The sequence below is a fragment of the Mesotoga sp. genome (assembly GCF_035363035.1).
Lineage (GTDB): Bacteria > Thermotogota > Thermotogae > Petrotogales > Kosmotogaceae > Mesotoga.
Window position 1 is genome coordinate 51,588 of sequence record NZ_DAOSEH010000001.1, and the last position, 19,418, is coordinate 71,005.

General features: G+C 49.8%; 20 protein-coding genes. 15 read left to right on the forward strand and 5 right to left on the reverse strand.

Going from position 1 to position 19,418, the window contains the following annotated elements; genetic code table 11:
* Positions 1-57 precede the first annotated feature (57 nt).
* On the forward strand, positions 58-1,839 hold the full coding sequence (locus tag PKX57_RS00270; protein ID WP_213920949.1) for a CehA/McbA family metallohydrolase: 1,782 nt from the start codon (positions 58-60) through the stop codon (positions 1,837-1,839).
* A gap of 10 nt (positions 1,840-1,849) precedes the next feature.
* On the forward strand, positions 1,850-2,599 hold the full coding sequence (locus PKX57_RS00275; protein WP_213920948.1) for an alpha/beta fold hydrolase: 750 nt from the start codon (positions 1,850-1,852) through the stop codon (positions 2,597-2,599).
* Here the strand turns inward: PKX57_RS00275 and PKX57_RS00280 are convergent.
* The 5 genes from PKX57_RS00280 to PKX57_RS00300 all read right to left on the reverse strand — a co-directional run bounded on the left by PKX57_RS00280 (position 2,591) and on the right by PKX57_RS00300 (position 8,827).
* Positions 2,591-3,664: a hypothetical protein gene (locus tag PKX57_RS00280; RefSeq protein WP_213920947.1), complete on the reverse strand. Its 1,074-nt coding sequence runs from the start codon at positions 3,662-3,664 to the stop codon at positions 2,591-2,593. The two genes, PKX57_RS00275 and PKX57_RS00280, sit on opposite strands and share 9 nt — an antisense overlap.
* Positions 3,657-4,751, reverse strand: a complete 1,095-nt coding sequence (locus PKX57_RS00285; protein WP_213920946.1) for a winged helix-turn-helix domain-containing protein — start codon at positions 4,749-4,751, stop codon at positions 3,657-3,659. The genes PKX57_RS00280 and PKX57_RS00285 overlap by 8 nt, the downstream gene beginning before the upstream one ends.
* An 84-nt stretch (positions 4,752-4,835) precedes the next feature.
* On the reverse strand, positions 4,836-5,543 hold the full coding sequence (locus PKX57_RS00290; RefSeq protein ID WP_213920945.1) for a nitroreductase family protein: 708 nt from the start codon (positions 5,541-5,543) through the stop codon (positions 4,836-4,838).
* A gap of 77 nt (positions 5,544-5,620) precedes the next feature.
* The gene (locus tag PKX57_RS00295) at positions 5,621-7,963 is read right to left on the reverse strand and encodes an Orn/Lys/Arg family decarboxylase (protein WP_213920944.1); all 2,343 of its coding nucleotides are present in this window, start codon (positions 7,961-7,963) and stop codon (positions 5,621-5,623) included.
* 15 nt (positions 7,964-7,978) lie between these two features.
* Positions 7,979-8,827, reverse strand: a complete 849-nt coding sequence (locus tag PKX57_RS00300) for an ARMT1-like domain-containing protein (RefSeq protein ID WP_213920943.1) — start codon at positions 8,825-8,827, stop codon at positions 7,979-7,981.
* A 311-nt stretch (positions 8,828-9,138) separates the two neighbouring features.
* Between PKX57_RS00300 and PKX57_RS00305 the strand changes: the two genes are divergently transcribed.
* The 13 genes from PKX57_RS00305 (at position 9,139) to nrdR (ending at position 19,418) form a co-directional block, all read left to right on the forward strand.
* Positions 9,139-9,672, forward strand: a complete 534-nt coding sequence (locus PKX57_RS00305; protein WP_213920942.1) for a flavodoxin — start codon at positions 9,139-9,141, stop codon at positions 9,670-9,672.
* 111 nt (positions 9,673-9,783) lie between these two features.
* Positions 9,784-10,620: a 5'/3'-nucleotidase SurE gene (surE, locus tag PKX57_RS00310; RefSeq protein ID WP_213920941.1), complete on the forward strand. Its 837-nt coding sequence runs from the start codon at positions 9,784-9,786 to the stop codon at positions 10,618-10,620.
* Between the two features lie 138 nt (positions 10,621-10,758).
* Positions 10,759-12,240 (forward strand): DNA polymerase III subunit gamma/tau, encoded by a 1,482-nt coding sequence (gene dnaX, locus PKX57_RS00315; RefSeq protein WP_213920940.1) that lies wholly within the window; start codon positions 10,759-10,761, stop codon positions 12,238-12,240.
* Between the two features lies 1 nt (position 12,241).
* Positions 12,242-12,607: a YbaB/EbfC family nucleoid-associated protein gene (locus tag PKX57_RS00320; protein WP_213920939.1), complete on the forward strand. Its 366-nt coding sequence runs from the start codon at positions 12,242-12,244 to the stop codon at positions 12,605-12,607.
* Between the two features lie 12 nt (positions 12,608-12,619).
* Entirely contained in the window at positions 12,620-13,615 is a 996-nt protein-coding gene (gap, locus tag PKX57_RS00325; RefSeq protein WP_213920938.1) for a type I glyceraldehyde-3-phosphate dehydrogenase, read from the forward strand.
* A 61-nt stretch (positions 13,616-13,676) separates the two neighbouring features.
* Positions 13,677-14,894, forward strand: a complete 1,218-nt coding sequence (locus PKX57_RS00330; protein ID WP_213920937.1) for a phosphoglycerate kinase — start codon at positions 13,677-13,679, stop codon at positions 14,892-14,894.
* Positions 14,894-15,643, forward strand: coding sequence for a triose-phosphate isomerase (gene tpiA / locus PKX57_RS00335; protein ID WP_213920936.1), 750 nt, complete (start codon positions 14,894-14,896; stop codon positions 15,641-15,643). Before PKX57_RS00330 ends, tpiA begins: the two co-directional genes overlap by 1 nt.
* Positions 15,644-15,736: 93 nt before the next feature.
* Positions 15,737-15,973 (forward strand): hypothetical protein, encoded by a 237-nt coding sequence (locus PKX57_RS00340; protein WP_213920935.1) that lies wholly within the window; start codon positions 15,737-15,739, stop codon positions 15,971-15,973.
* A 12-nt stretch (positions 15,974-15,985) separates the two neighbouring features.
* On the forward strand, positions 15,986-16,267 hold the full coding sequence (gene zapA, locus PKX57_RS00345; protein WP_213920934.1) for a cell division protein ZapA: 282 nt from the start codon (positions 15,986-15,988) through the stop codon (positions 16,265-16,267).
* On the forward strand, positions 16,257-17,072 hold the full coding sequence (murI, locus tag PKX57_RS00350; protein ID WP_472414161.1) for a glutamate racemase: 816 nt from the start codon (positions 16,257-16,259) through the stop codon (positions 17,070-17,072). Before zapA ends, murI begins: the two co-directional genes overlap by 11 nt.
* Positions 17,073-17,080: 8 nt before the next feature.
* Positions 17,081-18,043 carry a uridine diphosphate-N-acetylglucosamine-binding protein YvcK gene (locus PKX57_RS00355; RefSeq protein ID WP_213920932.1) on the forward strand — a complete coding sequence of 321 codons (963 nt, stop codon included), beginning with the start codon at positions 17,081-17,083 and terminating at the stop codon, positions 18,041-18,043.
* Complete coding sequence (gene whiA / locus PKX57_RS00360; RefSeq protein ID WP_213920931.1) at positions 18,040-18,966, forward strand: DNA-binding protein WhiA; 927 nt, start codon at positions 18,040-18,042, stop codon at positions 18,964-18,966. The genes PKX57_RS00355 and whiA overlap by 4 nt, the downstream gene beginning before the upstream one ends.
* Entirely contained in the window at positions 18,966-19,418 is a 453-nt protein-coding gene (nrdR, locus tag PKX57_RS00365; protein ID WP_472415745.1) for a transcriptional regulator NrdR, read from the forward strand. The genes whiA and nrdR overlap by 1 nt, the downstream gene beginning before the upstream one ends.

A 19,418-nucleotide genomic window follows, 5' to 3' on the forward strand; every position in this document is an offset into this window, starting at 1 on the left:
ATTCAGCGACGACAGGGGCAGTCTCAGGCTGCCCCTGTTTTTTGAGAGGTGTTTGAAGTGAAGAGAGTATTTGTCGTATTGTTTTCATTGATCTCTCTGGCCGTTTGCGGTTCAGTCTTTTTCGGCAACATCCACGCGCACACGTCTTACTCCGATGGGCGTGGAACGCCCGACCAGGCTTTCAGGCATGCCAGAGACTCTGGCGCGGTAGACATACAGGCCATAACCGAGCACTGCCACGATCTGGTCTATCCCCTTCCCGACGGCTCCATGAAGCTCGATGTCGTCCGCAACCTGGCTAGAGAGTACACACGGGAGGGTAAGTTCATAGCGATATCGGGTTACGAGTGGACACTTACCAGTCGCGGCCACATTACGATCTACAACACCGAAAAGTTCCTCGACAGGAGCAGGTCGGACCTCCTGGACATATACGCATGGATAGTCGAGAAAAAGGCTACGGCCCAGTTTTGCCATCCGGGAAGAACCTACGGAGATTTCTTCGATTTTCTGTACTTTCCAGAAGTGGATCTCTATATCAACACCATCGAAGTGGGCAACGGTGCTGGAAAATCGAACAACGTGATCAAGCCGGAATACCTGGAACGTTACCAGAGGGCTCTGAACAGAGGCTGGCACGTCGGCGCCTCGGCCAATCAGGACAACCACTACGAGAACTGGGCGACGGCCAACGACGCGAGAACGGCCTTCGTGATCGACGAGCTGACTACCGAGAAGGTTTACGAGGCTCTGAAGACGAGGAATATCTATGCAAGCGAGGACAGGAACGCCTTCATATCCTTCTCGACGGGTCGGGCCAAGATGGGCGATATTCTCTACGATTTGCCGGCGGCTACTTTGAGTATCGAATACAGTGATCCCGGTGAGCCCGTAGCATCGGCCTGGCTTTACAGCAACGAGGGATCGACGGCGCTGGAAGTGGAGGGCGATTCCTGGACAGTCGAGGTCGATGTAGAGAATCCGCTCTCTTACAACTGGTATTTCGTGAAGATAGACCAGAAGGACGGAAACGAGATCGTATCCTCGCCCATCTGGTTCCAGAGCAGCAGTGAGAGATATCTGTTGAACGCCAGATCTATCGACGCCAGACCGGTTTTTGGGCTGCCTTTCGAGATAGCCTTCGACCTGATAAACGCCAGAAGGAACGAAGAGAGTCTCACGTTGACTATCATGGGTGAGAAGGGACCGGTTCTGGAGAGAGAATACATCCTTCCGGCCATGAGTTGTGTCGAGATAAAGGAAACTCTGGACTGCACTTCTCAAGATCTAGTTTTTTATGTCAACGGTGAACATGCCTTCGGGCTGAAGATCAATTTCACCAGGTTCGTCGCTCATCTCGACACTTCTCACGAGAATTACTATGTGTCCGAGTTGAAATACCTGACGGAACTTTTAAGCGATCTCGGCGGCGATGTGAGACCAGTGATAGGCGAACTGACGGAATCAACGTTGAACAGTGGCCAGCTGTTGATCCTTCCGCTTCCCGATCAGGACACTTTCATGAAGGACTTCATGGCCATTTCGGAAAAGCAGATCACTTTTATCAAGAATTACGTAAAAAGTGGTGGTCTGCTGATCGTTGTCCTCGCCAGAAAGGCGATCACACATGATTCGCTGAGTACTTATGAAAGACTCTTTGAGGAACTGTCCTGGGGAGTCTCGCTCGAAGATGGCGGTCTCTCCTTCGAAGGACCTTCCGAGGGGATAGTACATAGGGAGAGCGGCGGCCTGGTTTTGAAATGGAATCAGGCGACAGGTAAAGAGCCGCCGGACGAAGAAATCGTGCGATTCATGAAATCTAGATTGAAGATCGATTGAGGTTGAGTCTATGTCGAGAATAGAGAGTTTCACATCGGGAATCGAAGGCAACAGGATCTTCGGAATCTTCGAGCTCCCCGAAAGCGGCGATAGTTTTCCTGTGGTGGTGATGCTTCACGGCTTCACCGGAGAGCATATTGTTTCGACCTTCAAATATCCGCGACTTTCAAGAAGACTCGTGGAAAGCGGTGTCGCGACCGTAAGATTCGACTTCCGTGGTTCGGGTGACAGCGAGGGCGAGTTCTGCGATATGTCTCCCCTGACGGAACTCCGGGATGCTCTGGAAATCGTGGCTCTGGTGAAAGAGAAGAGCTGTTTCAATGGAAAGCTGGCGCTTATAGGATACAGCATGGGCGGAATGGTCGCTTCCTTGCTAGCCGGAAGGGAGAGGGAGTTCGACGCCGTACTCCTCTGGTCGCCCGTCATAATGAACGGCGAGTTCTTCTCCAGAGAGGAGTACAGCTTTTCCAGCGACGAGAAGTACAAAGATATTCTTGGGTTAAAGCTAGGCCACGGCTTTCAAAAGGACGGGCTCAGCGTAGATGCCGCCGCGGAACTGGCGAACTACCGCGGCCCGCTAATGATAATACACGGGTCGGAAGACGAGTCGGTACCTTACGAACCAGTATTACGTTACGCCAGAGATAGGGGGATTGTCTTCCACACGGTCAAGGGGGCCAACCACAAGTATCAGAGGCTCGACTGGATAGAAGAGCTCTTCGAAGTGTCGGAAGGCTTTCTCTGCGATCGACTACTGTAGCGGGTGGTCGGCCACCCGCTTTCCTACCATCATCTCTCTCATAATCAGCAAAGCCCTGTCTATCAGTTGCTCGTCGGTCTCAAACCAGAATTCATCGCCGGAAACGCCTGTAACGGCCAATCCCTGCCTGGATAGCGCCGCCAGTTTTTCGACCAGCCCGTGTCTATGAAGGCCTGTCTCCTTGGCGATCGATCTTATGTTCATCCTGCGGTTCATGAGAGTTTTCAAAAGGTTCATCGAGCCTTCTACAGAAAGCACTCCCGCTATTTCGAGAGGGTCCATAGCTTCCGGTAGCATATTCTTCTTCCTCATCGTCTCTTCGCCTACAATTGAGATCACCGAGTTCCTTTCAGGCAGGTTGACGGTAATAACGGAGCCTCCGAGAAACCATGAAGAAAAAATATACAAGTCCGACTCGCTACTTTCTTCCCGTCTTTCGATATCCAGCAGCTCTCTTAGAAATGGTTGGCCATAGAGAGAGAAGTTGCCATTGAAAAGCTCTCTGAAGGTCCGGGAGCTTTCCCGCAAGATTTCCAAGAACTCGCCGTCGAAGAGTTCCCGACAAATGAAATGCAAAAGACTCGAAAAGCTTTCTTTCGCTCCGTTCTGGTCTCTGAGGATTTCGATGGCCGAGTACCTGCTGGAATTGCCGAGTTCCAGGTTTGAAAACACGTATTTGAGGGTTTCTCGCTCGTCGAGCTCCAGCAGTCTGAAGGCGAGATCTCTCGCTTCGCAGTCTTCGTAGTATTGCGGGCTGAAAAACTTTGCCATCAAACTCTGCGGTGAAAGCCGTTCCAGCCACTCCATAAACGCTTCACAGGAATCGATCCCTTCGAAGCAAATATAAGGAAGCGTCCTCAACCCGAAGAAACTATCCCAGCTGAAAAAAACCTCAATCATTTCGAAGAGTTCCGCGGGAATGGATACTCTGGATTTTATAACCCATCGTGCAAGATGGTCGGCAGCCAGAGTATCTCGATCGATCATTTTCTCATGGTTGTTGAGCCGAAAAAGCGCTGCGAGCACGGAGACGGCCTCGTTGTTCAAAACCCTAACATCAGCCATCGATAGCCTCTCCAAAGATCTCCTTAACAGAATCTCCAACGGCCTTAACCAAAAAGGCTTTGTTCAGGTTGAAAAGCCTTCTGTCTCCTTCCACGCTGTCTTCAATGACGCCATATCTCATCAACACGCTCAGGTAATCGGTTACCTCAACGTTGGTCAATCTAGTGGAAAGGGCTATTTCCGTCACTCCCATGGGAGCTTGAGAGAGTCTTTTTAGAATGCGCAGGTTCACGTCGTTTGCCAGGATGGTGAAGAGATCGACCCCCGAAGCCATTCTATCGACCGGAGGGGTTATCCTTTCGGGGTATCTGTATCCCACGACGTATATGTCCTCTCTTCTGTAAGGGATGGAGCCCTTCAACAAAATGATTTCGTAGAAGAAGGAGACCGCTATGGTAATGGATCCGGTTGAAGGAACGCCACTCCTGGCAGAACTCCCGGTGAGCCATTGAACGTAGTTTTTTCCGTACTTCTCGAAAAGAGCGTGCAGCTTCGATCGCTGTTTTTCGACCTCATGTATCGGGTCAAAGGGTAGTTCGCCGTAAATCCTTTCGTTGTACCACAGCAGAAGATGTATCAGCTCTTTTCTGGCTGCAGACGGATCATTACAGAGCTTCAAGAGGTCGGCCTTTTGTTTCGTCGGCATGGCCATGCTTTTAGATATGTACTCTATCAGCTCTCGCTCGTCATCGCTGGCCGAAATCGGCTTCAAAAGATCGGCCTCTCCGGAGAATCCATGACCGGAGCAGAGAAAGTTCACTATCAGGTCCCTGTCGGACATTGTTGAAAGGTAGGAAAGTAGAGACTCCGGTTCCATCAACTTCTTAGCTGCTATATGGTTGGTCAGGAAGAGGGCGAAAAAAGACTCCCTGTCGAAGAAGATCTCAAGTTTTTCTCTGATTCCCTCGGGAAGTGTTTTTCTTGTCTTCTCGACCCACTTCAGGATTCTCTCGTTCGGTTCCATTTCGAGACTGGGAGGTAACCTTTTGAATCTCTCCATTATCAACTCGTTGTTTTGGAGTCTGAAAAGAGAGGATAGAAAGTCGTAGTTTCTTGAATCGCAGAAATTCACACCTTCAGGCAACACAAAAATTCCTCCATTCCAGGAAGTTGATCCGGTATATTATACATCAGTCGAAGTCGATGCACAGATATCCGGGCCGAAGAGACTTCAGGACCATCTGAGCAGATAAGTTCTGGAGCTCTTTCTCTCCAGGGCAACCTCGTCCTTGATGGCGCGCGTCATCAGATAGACGTGGGAAAGTACCACACCCAGATCTATCGATATCACTTCCTCGTATATGGCTGGCAGCTTCTTCCAGCCGTGTATGGCTATCTCTCTCTCACCCAGAATTTCAAAGATCCACGGCTGACGGTTGAACGAAGAGGGAGCAAGTCTTCCGGAAAGGAGTATTTCCCGCATTTCAGAATCCAGCAATTCCGTTCTGCCTGTGATCAATTCTTCGAGTGGTTTTCGATTTGAATTCCGGTAAAGATGCCGTGCAGCCCTTTCTATATCCGTGATCTCATTCTTCTCGGGATAACCTAGAACGATCATGGAGAGGTAATTGGGGAGTCTTGCCCAGCTGGTGCCGAAACCTTTGAGCGTGAGATTCAAAACTATCTGTTCCCCTTCGAAGCCGTACTCCACAAGCTTCTCGGTCGAAAAATCCTTCATCTTTGCCAGAACTATCCCTGACGCGATGGGAAAGTTACACGAATAGTACCACTGGAGAGGTCCGGCGCTCTCGAGATGCTCTATTCCATTCATAGAATCTCTCACCGAAGCTATCTCAGACTCCTGGAGCCGTCTGTTTTCGAATTTCCTCTGTGTAATCCTGAGTTCTATCGCTCTGGCGATTTCCTGTCTGTCGTACATAAAATCACCCCTTTACTGTATTTTACATAATACAGATAATAAAACTCAAGATTATTCCACTCACAGATTCGTGCCAATTATGTGGATTCCTGAGGTGTTTCTTTCAGGCAATAGGTGTAGTATCTCTTTTTGTTGTTGCTGTCCAGCTTCACCTTGAGACCGTGCATCTCGTTTTCGAATCCGGGGAACCTGTTGTCGAAATCCTCGGAAAAATTGAGATACTCGACTATCCTCTTCGTTTCGGGCGTGTACCTCTCACCGGGCATGATCACCGGTATGCCTGGGGGATACGGAACTACCATTACGGCAGATATCCTGTTCTGAAGTTCCCTTATCCTGACCAATTCGGTGTTGCCGTTTACTAGTTCCGAGTAGGCTCTGGCAGGAAGCATCACCTGTTCGGGGGCCTGTGAATAGACGTCTTTCAAAACCCTGGCGATTCTGGCCTTTCGAAGGTACTCGTGCATCTGTTCGGACAGCTCCTGGAGAGTCATTTTGCCGTATTTTTTCGGGTGTTTCTTGACTATATCCGGGAAGACATCGTCTAGAGGGGCGTTTTCATCGAACAGCTTTTTGAACGTGAAAAGCTCTGCCAGCAATGTACCAGATTTTCCTTTGGTGAGGCCTAGCGAAAAGAGTATCAGGAAGGAATAGTGTCCGGATTTCTCGACCACTATCCCGCGGTCCCTGAGAAAAGTGGTCACTATGGTGGCCGGTATCCCCCAGTTTCTCATTCTGCCCTGTTTGGTTATCCCCGGTGTCATCACGGTCACTTTGATGGGGTCGAGGAGTATGTAATCGCTTTCCAGCTTTCCAAAGCCGTGCCAGTCCTCATTCCCCTTCAAGCACCAGTACTCGGGATGGTCCTTGAGGAGTTGTTCGTCGATATCTTCTATATCTTCTCTTTTCCTCTCACCCTTTTCGTTCTCCATGGTGATCTGTGAAGGCTGCCAGATCTCGAACCACCATCTTCTCTTGCGATCGATCTCTTTGTCCTCTATCTCTTCGCTCAGGTGTTTCATCTTCTTCCTGAAGACGATCGCCTCCTGTATTGTTTCGTCTATTAGGAACCGACCGGAGTTTCCGGCCATCATCTTCGAGGAAACGTCGAGCGAGGCGATTATTGCGTACTGAGGAGAGGTCGACATATGCATCATATAGGCTTCGTTGAATCTCCCGTGATCTATCTTCTTCTTCCCGTCTTTCACATGTATCATCGAACCCTGTGAAAAAGCGGCGAGAAGTTTGTGAGTCGAATGAGTCGTGAAAACGGTAGGAGCCCTCTCTCGGTCTATTTCCGGGGACATCCCGTACCTGCCCACGTACATCGGATGAAAATTGGCGTACGCGTACCATGCCTCGTCGAAGAGAACGTAATCCACAACGCCCTCGAGTCTGTCGATTATCTTCCTGGTGTTGTAACAGAGTCCGTCGTACGTTGAATTCGTCACGACTGCCAGCTTGATTCTGAAGTTTTCTTTGTCACTGACCAGCGAACTGGAATTGATTTTCTTTTCTATCTCGGCCCAGTCGAACTCCTCTTCATGAATGGGACCGATAATGCCGAGCGAGTTTCTGCTGGGTGTAAGGTATATCGGAATAGCGCCTGTCATTATTATCGAGTGCATTATAGATTTGTGGCAGTTCCTGTCGATGAGAACGATGTCGCCGGGCGTGACGCATGAATGGAAGACAATCTTGTTGGACGTTGATGTTCCGTTGGTGACAAAGTACGTCTCGTCGGCTCCGAAGATCTTTGCCGCGAACTTTTCGGCCGCGCCGATGGCTTCGGTGTGATCGAGGAGAGATCCGAGTTCGGGGACCGATACAGAGAGATCGCTGCGAAAGACGTTCTCTCCGAAAAACCTGTGAAAGAGCTTCCCGGTTGGGGACTTCAAAAAGGCTTCGCCACCGCTGTGTCCCGGGGTGTGCCAAGAGTATTTGAACTCATCCACGTAATGGATCAGCTCTTTGAGAAAGGGCGGTAGAAGCTCCTCCATGTATCTCTCGATAGCCTCTTCGATACGACCGGCTATGAAAGATGGACTGTCTTCTAGTTTCCATACGTAACCATCTATCTGACTGACTATCTCGAGGGGAATCTCTTTGACCCTGAGCTTTTCGGTCATCAGGAAGAGCGGTATAAGGGCGTTTTTGCTCCTAATTATCTCTATGATCTCTCCCGGGCCGAGGAACTCTTCATCGGATCTTATCACGAGATCCCAGTCAAGCAAGATGCAGCTTATGTTGGAGTGAGACATGAATTCGATTTTGCAGTCGTAACCCGAGTACGATTCTATAACGGACAGGCCCCTTTTCTGGAGCTCTTTTATTATCTCTCGAGTTGCTCTTCCACCAGTGTTTTCCGAGCGTAGATCGTCGTCAACCACCAGAATTGAGAAATCCTTGAACCACTCCATATCCGCTCCCCCCGATCATGCCTTTCTGTAGGCTACGAACGACCCTTTTGGGACATTTAGAAAACTGCCTATGACCTCGCACTTGGCCATCAAAAGGAAGAAGATCTCTCTCTTGGCAGAACTCAATCCCTCCAGATTGCCCTGTCCCTTAGAGATTACCACGTCGGCACCGGTATATATATCCTCAAACTCGTCACTCATTCGATCTTCCTGCATACCGGGTGCGTCTGCTCCGGAATCGATAAGAGTGGCGACGCTGTCCAGACCGACTTCGAGCGCTTCCTTCATGGTGACATCGTTCAAGGCCGGTTTGCTGCGAACTGCGAAATACGTCTCCGGGACTCCGGCTATCTCCATAAGGAGTTTATCGAGAACCACTTCGCCGCAGTTGTCGCCCACGATCAACATACTCTTTGCCCCTTTGATTCTCTCAGATAGTTCTTCAAGATCGTCGATCGCAAAGGGAGCGGCGAGGGCCTGCCTCATAGTTGAATCGATGTCGATCCTGTGGCCCGGGGCGAAATCTATGATATTGCCAGCCACCGAGAGCTTCAGAGCTCCGATCAAAGGGTCTTCGAGCGCACGGAGTTTCTCTTTGAGCTCATTGTAAACCTCAATTAAGAGATCGTCGGCCGCTTTTTTAACCTCCCTGAAGGCGTCGATCTCGCCCATGACCGCTTTTAGAGCCTTCCCCACATTACGCCCGATTTCAATAGGAGTTTCGGCCTCCAGATCCATCTCCGCCATATCTTTCAAGAATAGTCCGGCGGCGACGAGTTGTTCTTCGCGCTTCACACCGTTCTGGGAAAGTATTCTTACCAGCGCACTCATATTGCATGGTATGCATCTTGGATCTATTTTCATTACATCACCTCGACGGAATTATACATGCCGGATGCGAATAGATAATTAAGATGATCGAAAGAGCGGGGCACCAGAGGAGAGGAAGAGAGAGAAAGAGAGAGAGAAAGAGAGAGAGTGAAGCGAACTCTCGATGTTCTTTGCCGGCTCTTATCAATAATCTGCTACGCACAGCCCTAACAATGAGTCCTGAAATCGACGGTTTTTCAGTCTATAATATATGTGAGAGTATCTAAGAGGTCTGTCTTTTCTTATCCAGTGAGACATTCCATTCAGCGAGATTTTGTTAGACCGCCAATGAGGAGGCGAAGAGCATGAAGTCAATAGTAATCTACTTTTCTTTCGATGAAAGCACCAGGACGCTGGCCGAGGCTATGGCGTCTTCGATCGGCGCTGATTTGTTGAGACTGGTGCCTGCCGGGGATTTCGCTCGTACCTATTACCACCACGTGGAGAATCCCGAACAGATTAGATCGACACCCGGATACAATTCCGAAAGGGAACACGTTTGGGGCAGCGAATCGGTAACCATGAACAACAAACCCGAACTCGAGCCTTACGATTTCGATCCTGGGCTTTACGAAATGATCATAATCGGCACGCCTGTATGGGCCCTCACTTACGCACCGCCGTTCAACACATTTCTCGAGAAGGCAGCCATTAAAGGCAAAAGGATCGCCCTCTTCTGTACGCACCAAGGAATTATAGGCGCAGCGCTGGAGGACCTGAAAAAAGCCCTTAAGGGAAACGAGATCGTTCAGGAGATCGATTTCGAATCGCCCGCCTCGAGAATGGACGAGTATGTTGAGACTTCAAGAGAATGGGCCCGGGAACTCCTTCATCTCTGAATCCAAAAGCGGAAAGACGGACGCGGCTGAAAATGCGTTTCTGACTCAGTCTCTGTATTGGCCGGTTGATGGGTCGATCGATACTTAAAGTTTATTGGGTGGTGAATTCAATTGAAAGTACTTCTTACCAACGATGATGGCATTGAGGCCGCGGGGATTCGGCTTCTCGCCAAAAGGCTCGCGCTCACTCACGATGTTACGGTTGTGGCTCCGGAAGGTAACCGGAGCGGTGTGAGCCATTCAATTACGTGGTTGACTCCCGTGAGAATACGAGAAAAGGCTTCCGTGGAAGGTGTCAGTTCCTTCTGCACGAGTGGCACGCCGGCAGACTGCGTAGTGGCCGCCTTCACTCTCTTCGGCAAGAACGGTTTCGACATAGTGGTGAGCGGGATCAACCACGGGCAAAACCTGGGAGTGGACATAAGATATTCGGGTACCATCTCGGCAGCGCTAGAAGCGAGAACCCTTGGCATTCCGGCGATCGCCGTTTCGGTAGTGTCTGAAGAGAACCCCGATTTCTCAGCCGCTCTGGATTTTGTCGATAAATTCATACTTTATTACGACTGGAGAAAATTACCAAGGTACACCGTTCTCAACGTAAACGTACCCTCTGTTCCGCGGCAGAATATTTACGGAATAGCGCGTACCAGACCGGGTGGACTTGTAAAGAGGCGCTGGTTCGAAAAGAACACCAATGAGTGGGGCGAGCCGGTTTATTGGATGAGAAGAGAGATAATCTACGAATCGGAAGAGTCCGATCTAGATTTCAGGAGCGTGACGGCCGGCTTCATCTCCGTCAGCCCCATCGATTTCTTCCAGGGCTGCGATGAGGAATACAACGAAGATCTCGAAAGCGATCTGCGTTCCTTCGGCGATATCTGGCTAGATCGTAACGATCCCAATACACGAGAGTTTTCCAATGGGCGACGCCTGAAAGATACGGTATAGGAACACATTTATAGACAGGGGAAACCGTTCTCGAATAGTACAGATTGTTAACTATTTCACATATCTTTATTCAATATTTTCATTGTGGGCAAACAAACTTATGGCAATCTGCTATAATTCAGTTGAACGGGTGATAAGATGTCAGAGGTTCTATACAGAAAGTACAGGCCGAAAAACTTCAATGAGCTGGTTGGTCAGGATCAGGTGAAGGAGATCCTGAATAAGTCTTTTGAAAAGGGTTCTGTCTCGCACGCCTATATCTTCTCGGGTTCTAGAGGAACGGGAAAAACCACTAGCGCCCGGATCTTTGCCAAGATGCTCAACTGCCTCTCCGAGTCGAGTGAAAAGCCTTGTGGTATATGTCAATCCTGTCTAGCTATCGATACGTCTTCTCACCTGGATGTCATCGAGCTTGACGCGGCTTCGTATCGGGGAATCGACGAAATCCGAAAGATAAGGGACTCCGCCGCCTATCGGCCGATTATGGGACGCTACAAGATCTACATAATAGATGAATTTCACATGCTTACCCGCGAGGCCTTCAACGCTTTGTTGAAAACGCTTGAGGAGCCTCCGGAGAGAGTCGTCTTCGTTCTGGCCACGACGAACATCGAAAAGGTCCCCGAGACCATCCTATCCAGGTGCCAGATATTCACTTTCAAGACTTTGAGTGAAGAAGAGATCGTACTTTACCTAGAAAGAATCGCGACCTCTGAATCCTTCTCCTTTTCGAAAGACGCTCTGACAAGGATAGCCCGTGCCGCTCGTGGTGGGATGAGAGACGCGGTTAACCTCATGGAGAGGGTTGTGGCCTTCACTGGCTCGCTGGACGACCAATCGGTGAGGTTGACGCTTGGAATACTTCCCGATGAGGTAATCTCCAGTTTTTTGGCCGCCTTTTCAGGTGTCGATCCGAATCGATTGCTGAAAGTCTCGAAAGACATACTCGACGAGGGGCTTTCATACGAATCTCTGCTCGAACAATCGATAGACTTCCTGAAGGAAGGCTACGTTAAGAACATGATGCGAGGCAACCTGCAGATGATTTCGAGCCTCTGGGAAATACTCAAGGAGATGAAGTACGCCGAAGACAAAAAGGCCGTCTTCGAAGTAATGACCATATTGAAAAGTTTTGAACTGACCGGTCTGAAGGAAATCACCGGAGAGATCCTGGAAAAAAGTGATCATGAAGGCACGGCTGTTGCGAAGAAAGACACACAAGTCAAAGTCGAAGTCCTGCCACGTTCTACAGGAGGAGAGAATGTCTCGCGCGGCCCGGCCGAAATACTTCTGGATCATCTCTACGAAAAAGACTTCACTTTGCTCTGGGTACTCCTCGGTCTTTCGAGGATAACTCTATCGGAAGATGGGGAATCGCTCAGTGTGGATAGCGACGATGGCTTTGTTGCAAAACTTATAGAAGAGAAGCTCGATATGATCAACGGCATCTCCACGGAAATAGTGGGGAAGCCTGTCTCCATCTCCAGAAACAAAAGCCCAAAAGCCCTCGAAAGCCTCGATAAAGACCAGCGGGCTTACGTCAAGAACTTCATGGATGTGCTCGGCTTGAGCGGTAACGGTGCGCTTGGAGAATTCAAGATTGAAATAGAGGAGGACTGAAATGGCCAAAAAACTCAGAGGTCTTGGCGGTAGAAATTACGGAGGTTCGAAAAAGGGAACGAATATGAACGATCTCTTGAAGCAGGCTCAAAAGGCTCAAGAGGAAATGGACAACCTCGAGGACACCTTCAAGAACATAGAAGTGTCGGCTTCGGCCGGTGGAGGTGCGATCAACGTTGTGGCAACTTGCGATTACAGGATAAAATCAATAGAAGTCGATCAAGAATTAAAAGAAGAGGATTTTGAGATCGTCCAGGATCTCATAATCGCCGGAGTGAACGAAGCACTGTCGGAAGTAACGAAAAAACGCGACGAAGAAACGGCAAAGGTAACTGGAGCACTGAATCTGCCGGACAATATTCTTTAGGAGGTGTAGCAGATGCACAAAGTAGCAATAAACGGATTCGGAAGAATCGGAAGACTTGTTTTCAGAGAAATGATGGCGCGCGGGGGATTCGACATAGTTGCCATCAACGACTTGACTGACGCGGCGACCCTGGCCCATCTTCTCAAGTACGACTCGGTTCACGGAAGGTTTAAGGGAACGGTTCAGGCAAAAGAAGGGGCGATAGTTGTAAATGGAAAAGAGATAAAGGTGTTTGCGGAGAAGAGCCCGACGAATCTGCCCTGGAAGGCCCTGGGAGTGGAGCTTGTCATTGAGTCCACGGGCGTTTTCACGAGTAAGGAAAAGACGATGCCCCATGTCGAAGCCGGCGCAAAAAAAGTTCTCATTACCGCCCCGGCCAAAGGAGCGGTTGACGCGACGATCGTTCTCGGAGTGAACGACGATGAGTTGAAGCCGGAGATGCAGGTAGTTTCCAATGCTTCTTGTACGACCAACTCGATAGCCCCGATCATAAAGGTGCTCAACGACAATCTGAAGATCGTGAAGGGATACCTCACAACGGTACACGCTTACACGAACGATCAAAGAATACTCGATCTTCCCCACAAGGACCTGAGAAGGGCCAGAGCGGCGGCTGCCAACACAATTCCCACCTCTACCGGAGCGGCCAAAGCGGTCGGTCTGGTGATTCCCGGGCTGAAAGGCAAGCTCGATGGAATAGCCATGAGAGTCCCCGTAACAGACGGTTCCATAACCGACCTGACGGTGATTGTTGAAAAGGAAACGACGGCCGAAGAAGTGAACGCTCTGATAAAGAAGGCCGCTGAAAATGAACTCAAGGGAATTATAGAGTACTCCGAAGAAGAACTGGTGTCCTCGGACATCATCGGAACAACGGTTTCCGGCGTTCTCGACGGCAAGCTCACCTCTGCGATGGGCAATCTCGTGAAAGTGTGCGCCTGGTATGACAACGAGTACGGCTATTCATGCAGAGTTGTCGATCTCGCAGAGAAAATGATGAAAATGTAACCGAAGCTTTCTGGAGCGGGGCCATTAATGGCCCCGCTTTAATGAGAAGGAGGTTCAAAGTATGGCTAAGAAGTTAACGCTTAAAGACGTCGAACTCAAAGGTAAAAAAGTTCTTGTAAGGGTCGATTTCAACGTTCCGCTGGACAAGACTACCGGGGAAGTGACCGACGACACGAGAATCGCGGCGGCCATTCCCACGATTGAATATATAACCGGAAAGGGCGGGAAGGCAATTCTGGTCTCCCATCTTGGAAGACCCAAAGGGGGCAAAGATCCAAAGTACACCCTCAAGAACGTCGCATCCAGACTTGAAAAACTTATAGGAAAACCTGTCAAATTCGTCGATGACTGCATCGGTCCGGAGGTCGAAAAGGCCGTTTCCGATATGAAAGACGGCGAGATACTTCTTCTGGAAAACGTTAGATTCTATCCCGAAGAGGAGAAGAACAACCCGGAATTCGCCGCGAAGTTGGCCGCTTTTGCGGACATCCATGTCAACGATGCCTTCGGAACGGCCCACAGAGGCCACGCTTCCAACACCGGGGTGGCGGCTCATCTGGTCAGTGTAGCGGGCTTTTTGATGGAAAAGGAAGTCGAAATGCTCGGCATGGCCATAGAGAATCCCGAACACCCTTACGTGGTGATACTGGGCGGTGCAAAAGTTTCCGACAAGATAGGCGTGATAACCAACTTGCTGGAAAAGGCCGATAGAATACTCATAGGAGGCGCCATGATGTTCACCTTTCTCAAGGCGCTGGGTAGAAACGTCGGCGATTCGCTCGTGGAAGACGACAAAATCGAACTGGCCAGAGAAATACTCGACAAGGCCTCAAGAAAGAAAGTCGATTTCGTGCTTCCTGTAGATGCGGTAACGGCAAGGGAAATTGCCGCCGGAGTCGAGAAGAAAGTCGTCATGACCGATGAGGGAATACCGGCCGGCTGGAAGGGACTGGATATAGGACCGAAAACCGTTGAACTCTTCAAATCGAAGCTTGCGGATGCCAAAACCGTCGTCTGGAACGGCCCCATGGGTGTATTCGAGATCGACGATTTCGCGAATGGAACGGAAACGGTTGCCAAAGCCCTTGCCACTCTAAAAAGCGCCGTTACGATAATCGGCGGTGGAGACAGCGCCGCGGCTATAAACAAGTTCGGACTGGCCGGGGAAGTATCGCACGTTTCGACCGGCGGCGGCGCTTCGCTGGAGATGCTTGAAGGTCGTGAAATGCCCGGTATAGAGAGTCTGGCGAATGCGACCGGAAAAAAAAACGAAGATTGATGGTGGCCGGTAACTGGAAGATGAACAAATCGCCCGGGGAGGCAAGGATGTTCGCCGGCTTTCTGGCCTCTTCGATAGGAGAAGAATCGTCTGTTGACGTAGTGGTCTTCCCGACCAGTCTGGCCGTTTCCGGTGTTGCAGACATGATGAAAGACACGAAGATCAAGGTCGGAGTCCAGAACATCCATCCGGCCGATGGCGGCGCTTTCACCGGAGAGATTTCTGTACCGATGTTGAAGGAACTGTACATCGATTACGTTCTCGTCGGCCACTCTGAAAGGCGTCAGCTCTTCGGGGAGACCGATGCACAGACCAACGAGAAGATAAAGGCCGTCCTGAGAAACGGCCTGACGCCGGTCTTCTGTATCGGAGAGACTCTCGAGGAGAGAAAGGCTAACCTCACCAACAGCGTTCTGGAGAGACAGCTGAAGAACGGCCTTATGGGTTTTACAAAAGAGGAAGCCTCTGGAGTTATAATCGCCTATGAACCTGTCTGGGCCATAGGAACGGGAGTGGTGGCAACGCCGGAACAGGCTGAAGAGACGATGAAATACATCCGTCAATTCCTGGTCGGGCTCTACGATTACGACCTCGCAGAAAGCATCAGGATACTTTACGGAGGCAGCATAAAGCCCGATAACTTCGACTCTCTGGTGGCCATGGAAGATATAGATGGCGGCCTAGTCGGTGGAGCGAGTCTTCTCGAGAGCTTCGTACAGCTGGTTGCCATAGCCAAGAACCACGAATAAGGTATTTCGAATTCATAGCCGCCCCGAAGGGCGGCTATTTAGTTTTCTTTACCGGCTCAAATGATATAATCTCCTGATGAGGGGGTGTGGTTCTTGGATAGTTATCAGGAGCTTGAACTGGTTGTCGACAAGATGGTCGAAGAATTCAGCCGCCTTAAAAAAGAGAATGAGCAGCTCTGGAAACAGGTTCAACAGTCGCAACAAAAGCTTGAAGAAGCCGGGCTTAAGATACGCGAGCTCGAGCTCAGACTTGAAAGCGAATCGAAGACTATATCTTCCCTTATCAAGCGAGTGAAAGTCAGTCTCGATGAAAACAGCAAAAAAACATAAGGAGTAATAATCATGAAACGATCAGTCTCTTTGAACCTGGGAGGACGCCAGTTCTCCTTTCTAAGCGGCGATCCTCAGGAAGTCGTCGATCAGGTCTTTTCAAAAGTCACCGAAATGTACGACGCGTTCAAAAAGAAGGAAGAGGAAATCGGGTTCGAAAAGTTGATGGTGGGCATCTGTGTGAACCTAGCCCATGATCTCATTAAAAGCCAGAACGAACTGGTAAGGTTGAAAGCCAAGTACGAAGAGGTACTTTCGGAATACTTCCAGGGACGTGAAGGTGTTGAAGGATAATTTGAAGATCGGAGTCTTCGATTCCGGCATTGGTGGTCTGACCGTACTTAAAAAACTCCTGCAGGGCTTTCCCCGCGGCGTGGATTTTTTCTACTTCGCCGATACTGCACGTGTACCTTACGGGTCGAAACCCATCGAAACCCTTCGCGGCTATATCGGGGAGATCTTCGATTTCTTCTTTCAACTGGGTATCGATGCGATCGTTACTGCCTGCAACACATCGGACTCTGTACTCTCTCAGAGGGAAAAGCAGAATCTTCCCGTACCGTACTTCAGCATCATAGATCCGACCGTCAGAACGTTAGGTTCGATCGCTCCGAAAGGATCGGAGGTTTCGGTAATAGCCACAAGCAACACAGTGAGGAGATCGCTGTATTTGAGGAAGCTTTTCAGATACGAAAATCTGCGTCGAATAACCCAGAAAGCCTGTCCGCTCTTCGTGCCAATAATCGAGGAAGGCATCTGGGAAGGTGAAATAGTTGATGCCGTGGTCAGGTATTATCTGGCCGAAATCAACCGAATGGAGCCGGATTATCTGATACTGGGCTGTACCCACTATCCTTTCATAAGAAAAGTAATAGAGTCTTCGATATCTCGCAAAACGCTTCTGATAGACCCGGCCGATTTCATACTGGTGGATTTAATAAACTGGATCGGAGAGATAGATGGTGAAGAGTCGCGGGTCACCTACTACGTGAGCGGCAACCCCGAATCTTTCCAGAGAGTCCTCAAGAGATACTTCCAGAGAGAGGGCGATGTTGTACCGGTCGATCTAGTCAACGAAAGAATAACAGTCAAAAGGTAGTGCTTGGCTTGAGAAAGATAGTGCTTATCGGAGGCGGTACCGGACTCTCTACATTTGCAAGAGTGTTGAAGGGTTTCCCGGTAGAGCTCACACTCGTTGTCGCGATAACCGACGACGGAGGAAGCTCGGGAATCCTTCGCGAAGAAATGAAAATACCGCCCCCTGGTGATATAAGAAACAACATCATCGCACTGGCAAACGATGAAGAGATTCTCACGAAGGTGTTTTCACACAGGTTTTCCACAGACGCTATGAAAAAACACTCGCTTGGCAACATCATAATCGCAGGCCTTACGGAGATGTATGGCAGTTTTCCGGATGCCGTCATCGCCGCATCGAAACTGCTGAACATTAAGGGCAGGGTTCTACCGGTGGCCGACGCACTGGTTCGTCTGATAGGAGAGCTCGAGGACGGATCGAAAGTCGAGGGTGAATCGGCGGTCGCGAGGTACGGAAAGAAGATCAAAAGACTCACTCTCGATAGAAAGGTTCAGGCCTTGCCGGAAGTTTTGAGAGCGATAGAGACCGCCGAGACGTTGATCGTCGGACCGGGCAGCCTATTTACGAGCGTTGTTCCGAATTTTCTCGTCTCCGGAGTAAGTGAAGCCTTTTCTAGATCTCCCGGAAAGAGGGTTTACATCTGTAACATAATGACGCAGCCGAACGAATCGGAGGGTTTCGATCTAAAAAAGCACGTAGATACCGTAGAGTCGTACACCGGAACTCCATTCGACCGGGTGTTCTGGACGGAAGTTGGCGGTGTCGAAAAGGCTGTGCTGGAGAGGTACAGGCGGGCCGGCGCGGCACCGGTAATGAACGATCTTCTGGACGATACGAGGGTAACCAGTATATGCGGAACTACTACCGAGCTTATCACCGACGGGAGAGAGAAGCTGGTGGTGAGGCACTCCAGCGAGAGCGTTGTATCCATTCTCAGAGAGCTGGAGATCTTTGAGGAGATTCTGCTTTGAGTTACGCCGATAAATTGAAGGAAGAACTCTGTCATCTATCCACCGAAGATACTTCCGAGAGCAGGGCGGAGTTTCTGGGTTACGTCAAGTCCAGAGGAACTCTCAGGATAAGAGATGGAACGTCTTACCTGGTCATTCTTCTGACATCTATCACCAGTCTCAAAAGATTGTTTCAGATCACCAGGAGACTCTCTCTTCCTATATACGAAACACAGGTCACCGAAGAAATCCGCTTTTCAAGAAAACGCGGCGGAGAGCTTAGTTACATCTTCGCAGATGTCGAAAAATTCCTTGAAAGCAACGGCATTTCAGTGAGAAACGACATAATACCCTCGCCGGTGAGGGACGATCCCGTTTATTTTGGAGCCTTTGTCAGAGGCCTGTACCTGGCAGGCGGTTCTATAGTGGATCCCTCTAAAGAATACCATCTAGAAATAACGCTCGATACTACAGGAGAGTTCGTCGATTCTTTGAGAGATTACCTTCATGACAACTTCAACATCAAGTGCGGAGTCGTCAAAGTCAGAAACAAGTTCAAGGTCTACGTCAAATCGGCCGGCGACTTGATGGAGTTGCTTTCTCTTATGGGAGGGAAACGCACGGTGGCGCACCTTTCCAGAGCTGTAGAGGTAAGGAAGATAAGGGGCAACGTGAGCCGCACGCTGAATTTTCTGACGGCGAACGCAAACAAATCGGGACAGGCTATGGCCAGACACGTCAGGGCCATCAGAATCATCGACGCGAAGATCGGTCTCGCCAGACTCGATAGCGAATTGAAGCAGGTAGCCATCCTGAGACTGGAGAACGAAGACCTTAATCTGAGAGAGCTAGGGGAGATGATGAACCCTCCTATGAGTAAATCCGCAGTATATAATAGGTTGAAAAAGCTGATATCGATAGCCGAAGAGATGGGGGAGATCTGATGAAATGTCCATTCTGCTCCAGCGAATCGACCAGGGTTCTCGACTCCAGGCCGACCGAGGATAACACCTCGATCAGGAGGCGCCGTGAATGCGAAGACTGCGGCGGAAGATTCACCACCTACGAGAGGTACGAAAGACTCCCCTTCTTTGTAATCAAGAAAGACGGCAGGAGAGAGAGATTCAACAGAGAGAAGATTATGAACGGTCTTCTTAGGGCATGCGAGAAGAGACCAATTTCGCTCGAAAGGCTCAGCTCGATAGTAGATTCAATCGAAGACGAGGTCACCAGGTCGGGGCGCCACGAGGTTCTCTCACAGGAGATCGGAGAGATGATAATGGCTAAACTCAAGCTCCTGGACAGGGTTGCGTATGTTCGCTTCGCATCTGTTTACAAAGAATTCAGGGACATAGATCATTTCGTGGATATAATAAAAGAGCTAAAGAACGATTAA

What these genes read in the sequence shown, in the direction of transcription:
- PKX57_RS00330 (WP_213920937.1), top strand. Translation starts at nt 13,677, where the DNA reads ATGGCTAAGAAGTTAACGCTTAAAGACGTCGAACTCAAAGGTAAAAAA.
- tpiA (WP_213920936.1), top strand. Translation starts at nt 14,894, where the DNA reads ATGGTGGCCGGTAACTGGAAGATGAACAAATCGCCCGGGGAGGCAAGG.
- PKX57_RS00305 (WP_213920942.1), top strand. Translation starts at nt 9,139, where the DNA reads ATGAAGTCAATAGTAATCTACTTTTCTTTCGATGAAAGCACCAGGACG.
- PKX57_RS00300 (WP_213920943.1), bottom strand. Translation starts at nt 8,827, where the DNA reads ATGAAAATAGATCCAAGATGCATACCATGCAATATGAGTGCGCTGGTA.
- nrdR (WP_472415745.1), top strand. Translation starts at nt 18,966, where the DNA reads ATGAAATGTCCATTCTGCTCCAGCGAATCGACCAGGGTTCTCGACTCC.
- PKX57_RS00280 (WP_213920947.1), bottom strand. Translation starts at nt 3,664, where the DNA reads ATGGCTGATGTTAGGGTTTTGAACAACGAGGCCGTCTCCGTGCTCGCA.
- PKX57_RS00290 (WP_213920945.1), bottom strand. Translation starts at nt 5,543, where the DNA reads ATGTACGACAGACAGGAAATCGCCAGAGCGATAGAACTCAGGATTACA.
- PKX57_RS00275 (WP_213920948.1), top strand. Translation starts at nt 1,850, where the DNA reads ATGTCGAGAATAGAGAGTTTCACATCGGGAATCGAAGGCAACAGGATC.
- zapA (WP_213920934.1), top strand. Translation starts at nt 15,986, where the DNA reads ATGAAACGATCAGTCTCTTTGAACCTGGGAGGACGCCAGTTCTCCTTT.
- PKX57_RS00320 (WP_213920939.1), top strand. Translation starts at nt 12,242, where the DNA reads ATGGCCAAAAAACTCAGAGGTCTTGGCGGTAGAAATTACGGAGGTTCG.
- gap (WP_213920938.1), top strand. Translation starts at nt 12,620, where the DNA reads ATGCACAAAGTAGCAATAAACGGATTCGGAAGAATCGGAAGACTTGTT.
- PKX57_RS00295 (WP_213920944.1), bottom strand. Translation starts at nt 7,963, where the DNA reads ATGGAGTGGTTCAAGGATTTCTCAATTCTGGTGGTTGACGACGATCTA.
- dnaX (WP_213920940.1), top strand. Translation starts at nt 10,759, where the DNA reads ATGTCAGAGGTTCTATACAGAAAGTACAGGCCGAAAAACTTCAATGAG.